General features: G+C 62.9%; 5 protein-coding genes and 1 pseudogene. 1 reads left to right on the forward strand and 5 read right to left on the reverse strand.

Features of this window, described 5'->3' with window-relative positions; genetic code table 11:
* From VML93_RS34050 to VML93_RS34070, 5 genes and pseudogenes are all read right to left on the reverse strand, one after another.
* Positions 1-433: pseudogene (locus tag VML93_RS34050) on the reverse strand (hypothetical protein); the annotation flags it as partial.
* A complete protein-coding gene (locus VML93_RS34055; protein WP_325617550.1) occupies positions 430-615 on the reverse strand; it encodes a helix-turn-helix domain-containing protein in 186 nt (61 codons plus the stop codon). The gene VML93_RS34055 and the pseudogene VML93_RS34050, both read right to left, overlap by 4 nt.
* Positions 616-878: 263 nt before the next feature.
* Complete coding sequence (locus VML93_RS34060; protein ID WP_325617552.1) at positions 879-1,232, reverse strand: hypothetical protein; 354 nt, start codon at positions 1,230-1,232, stop codon at positions 879-881.
* Positions 1,233-1,280: 48 nt separating this feature from the next.
* The gene (locus VML93_RS34065) at positions 1,281-2,009 is read right to left on the reverse strand and encodes a site-specific integrase (protein ID WP_325617554.1); all 729 of its coding nucleotides are present in this window, start codon (positions 2,007-2,009) and stop codon (positions 1,281-1,283) included.
* A 621-nt stretch (positions 2,010-2,630) separates the two neighbouring features.
* Positions 2,631-3,965 carry a plasmid pRiA4b ORF-3 family protein gene (locus tag VML93_RS34070; RefSeq protein ID WP_325617556.1) on the reverse strand — a complete coding sequence of 445 codons (1,335 nt, stop codon included), beginning with the start codon at positions 3,963-3,965 and terminating at the stop codon, positions 2,631-2,633.
* 48 nt (positions 3,966-4,013) lie between these two features.
* On the opposite strand from VML93_RS34070, the gene VML93_RS34075 reads away from it, so the two are divergent.
* Positions 4,014-4,218, forward strand: a 205-nt coding sequence (locus VML93_RS34075; RefSeq protein WP_325617558.1) for a hypothetical protein, incomplete at its 3' end; no start/stop codon positions are given.

Below are 4,218 nucleotides of genomic sequence, written 5' to 3' on the forward strand. Positions count from 1 at the left end.
CATAAACCGTCGACGCATCGGCGATCTGGTCGCTGTTGTACAGTGCGGTGCCCTTGGTATTGCCGCGTTGCTTGAATTGCTTTGTTGGTGAGCGGTCCACCTTGCGGCCGTCGGGATACGCGTACGACTGCCCACGCTGGCTGTCGAACAACGCGGCCGGTGTGAGGCCCAGTGCGGTGGTCACGTCTGCGGCCTCACACCCGGCGAAGCAGTACAACAACACCGACCCTTCGATTGCCTTGAGTGACAGCGATGGGCGGTTGTCGTTGTGAGCAGGGCACTGCGCCATCGCTCCGGTGCCGTTGACCTCAACTGTCTTTCCGGCTGATCGCAGCGCACCCAGCAGACGGTCGTATGCGATATGCTCGGTGCCAGTCCGCCCGGACCGTTGAGCCGCCCCGTTCGCAGCGGGGCGGCTTTCTCGTATTGTCATGCCGTCTTGCCGTCCGGCACTATCGGCTTGAGCACAGCGGCGATGTCGTTGACGTCGATGCGCACCGACTGCTTGCCGACGCGGTATGCACGCAGCTCGCCACCTGAAATAAGCCGTCGCACAGTGCGTTTCGATACACCGAGTTCGTCGGCAGCGGTTTCGAGTGAGATTTTCCTACCCATCATGGGCTCCCTGTATTGGTCATCGTTTAAGAGAGACCAACGGGGGTCGGCATGGGCGGCCTTGGCATCTCGGGGTCGGTGAGCGACAACCTCGGATTCCGCTATATGAACCCTCGGACCTTTTCCGTCGCTCCCTTGGTCTTAGACCCCGCAGAGCTATGTGCGGCCAGCATACACCGTTCATCACCGGGCGTGGACAGCCGGACACAGCGGCGTGTCGCCTAATCGCTGTATATACAGCGGATTTCGGCGTCTCTACCGAGTCAAGGAGACTCGGTTAACGAAGGGGCGTAGAGGGCGCGAAAATGCTTGGCCGGTACCACGGGCACGCCCCAGCGGTGTTTGTGGCTCTGCGTGGCTCTCAGGCCGTGTCTCGGGCCCGCCTCAGGCACGGCGGCCAATGCCGAAAGGGCAGCGGCGATCTCACGGTCACGGCCGGACACGATGGCCTGATAGGTCAGTGACGCTTTCACCGTCGAGTGGCCCAACCGGCCCATCGTCTCGACCAGGTTGCCGACGCGGGCCGTCTGCGTCCCGGCGAAATGCCGCAGATCGTGGATGCGGACACCCTCGCGGCCAATTGTTTTCAGCGCGGGGGAGAAGTGCTTGGCGAACACCGAATCGTTTAGTGGCAACCATCGCGCAACGCCGGAAATAGCAGCGCGTCAGGGTGTTTGCGCACGTAGACCTCGAGATGGTGCTTCAGGTCGGCGCGGATATGAGGCGGCACGACAACCGCCCGTGCCCTTGCCTGACTTGGGGGTGTCGATTCGGCAGCCAGGGCTTCCCGGCTTGAGACTGCCCCGGTGGGTTACGGCACGCGAAACCATGATGACCTCGCACGTATCGTCAATATCTCTGCGGCGCAGTTCGATAGCCTCACCCCAGCGCAGCCCGCACCATGCCGACACCAGCACGAAGCAGCGTAGACGTTCCGGCTTGATCGCGTCGGCCACCTTGGCAAGCTCGATGACCGACAGAATGACCGGCTCGCGCTTGCGGGCCGTGTTCATCGCACGCGGGATCATGCACGGGTTGGCCGGGATCAGTTGGTCAGCGACGGCGGTGGACATGATGGCGTGCAGCAAACCGTAGGCGTGTGAGTTGCGCCGTGGTGTGTCGTTGCCGAGCGAGGAATACCAGCCACGTACGGCGTCAGTGGTGATGTTCTTCAGCGGTGCCTTACCTAGCGTGTCGGCGATTAGCCGAGCCTTGAGCCGCTTGTATTCGATCTTGGTGCCAGGTTTGACGTTGCGGTGCTCGATCCACTTGTCGGCGTATTCGTTCAACGTGATGGAGTCGGCCTTGCGTCGTGCGGCGCGTTGTGTCGGCGATGTCCAGATGTCTTGGTCGATGAGTCGGCGTTCGTCGCCTAGCCAGCGCTCGGCATCCATGCGGGTGTGGAACGTGCCGGGTGCGTAGTGGCGCCCCAGGTCCGGTCCGACGTAGCTGGCTTGGTAGCGCTTCGATGACGGCAGCCGCCGTATCCATCCCCAGCCGCGTCGGCCCATCTTGCCCGCCATCTTGTCAGCCTTTCGTGTGCGATCTGTGTGCGATCTGTAGGCCGATTCTGGCACTCGCTGGCACTGGCTGGCAACGCCTTGAATGGTGTATCTTCACTGCTAGTCGGCATTTTTGCTGATCTCAGCATACGATCCATTTCGCGGGATGGCAAATTCAAATCCTGTCAGCCCGACAGTGTCAGCCCGACGTAGAGAAGTAGGCTTTGAGTTGCGATAACGCAGAACCCCAACTGTCGCGTATCGGTCCACTCACTCTGGGGACCACACGGGTGCTGGCGGCGCGCTCGACGGGCTCATTCAGGCGAGTTTCGGCCAGTTCGACAGCACGCCGTGCACGCTATGCGCGCCCGTGCACGTTATCCGGCTCAGCCGGTGGCGCTCTCCTTGTGCCGAAGTTGTCCGCTGGTCAAGTGGGGTGGTGGCACGTAAGTCCTACCAGCGTCATGCGCGCGGCGAACAACTTGTGGGTCGTCCTCAGCATGGCTGAAGCGTTCAGGTCCCGCCGAGCGCCCTACGCGCCAACGCTGCTGCCGCAGGACTCACGATATTCCGCTGCGCCCGGGTGGCGGGCTGGTCGGTCACGTTGATCAGGACTTCATAGACGGGGAGTTGGCGCAGGGACGATTCCGAGATAGACCGACCGTCGGAGTAGCGCCAGCCGAGGTCGGCCAGCAACGCCGCCATCTTGTCGAACGGCAGTTCGGAACCGGCCGAAGCCGCCGCAAAGGCCAGCATCAGCATGGTCGCTTGTGCGTCGAACTTCTCGTCGGACTTGGGTATCAACCGACCGGACATATGCTCCCACAGTCTGTCGGCGTCACGCTGGGCCGCTACGCCAGCCTTGGTCAGCAACAGCGTGCCCTTGTGCTTGCGCAGCAGTCCCAACGACTGCACGCCTTCACGGAACCGCAGCAGTGGATAGCATTGGATCTCGCGGTTGTGCTTGCCAATCCAATCATTCATTACAGGAACGACTTTGGAGGCTTCCTCCACGTCAGCCGGTTTGAGGTATCCGGCGGTCGTCAATGGAATGCCGCCGTCCTTGGCGCGGTCCAGAAACCACTGATACGCCCGGAGATTGTCGCCAACAGCGATCTTGTCCAGCGGTCGCGCACCGGCCAGCGTGAGCGCCGCCTTCGTCAGGTCGTCGCCATACGGCGTGTACGTGAGCCGATGAACCAGGTCGACCAGGCGTGCGTCGATGCCTGCCTCGCGCAGCACGAAGTACGCGTCGCCGAACCCCTTGTTGACCCGTTCCGGCTCGAACAGCGCGGGGTCGTCAAGCACCTCGGAGAGGCTGTCGGCGTCGACCAGATGCCCGCAGTCTTCCGGCGGCGCCGCGCGTTCACCATCGATCACAACTCCTGCGGGACAGTCGCTCTCGGCGGTAAGAACTTTCTCGAGACGCAGCGTCAGCTCCCAATTGTCGCCGTAGTCGTAGAGGTAGTGCAGGACATCGCCAGGCTCACTGAGGGTTTCGTCGAGTCGAGTCTCGGTGGCGGGCAGGCCGTCGTCGTCTTCGGGCCACTCCTTGTTGTCCACGTCGTACGGGCACAGGAACAGTTGGCTGTGGTGGTCGAAGGCGCGGCCGCCGAGTGAGAAGCGATGCAGGTGCGAGTCTGTCCAGTCGAACGCCACCTGCAGGACCTGGTGCAGCAGGTCCAGCGTCATGTTCGAGCGCAGGTCAAGCCGTCGCCAGATTGTTGGATCGCTGTCATCGAGATGCACCCGGACCCGGTAGACGGCGACATCACGCCGTCGCGCGCGACGCAGATCGGGCCGCGACACCGGTTCTGGCACCAGACGCAGATACGGGCGCTCGCTCATGTCGCTCACCTTAGAGCTCTCGCCGAGCCGATCGGGCACCATGTCGGTATGCCGTTGTCGGAGAGGGCGCTGCTCAAGGTGGCCGGTGAGCGGAGCTACGCCCGAGGCGAAGACTATGTCCGGTATGTCCGAGGGTTGCGGGCGGCAGCCCCGAGAGCCTGCGCGTCGGTCCAGGCCAAGCGGGTGTACGCAGTGGAGCTCGACTGGTCCGGTCCGCAGCCTGACGGTTACTGCACGTGCCCGCACGCTGCCA

This window comes from Mycobacterium sp. (genome assembly GCF_035499775.1).
Taxonomy (GTDB): Bacteria; Actinomycetota; Actinomycetes; order Mycobacteriales; family Mycobacteriaceae; genus Mycobacterium.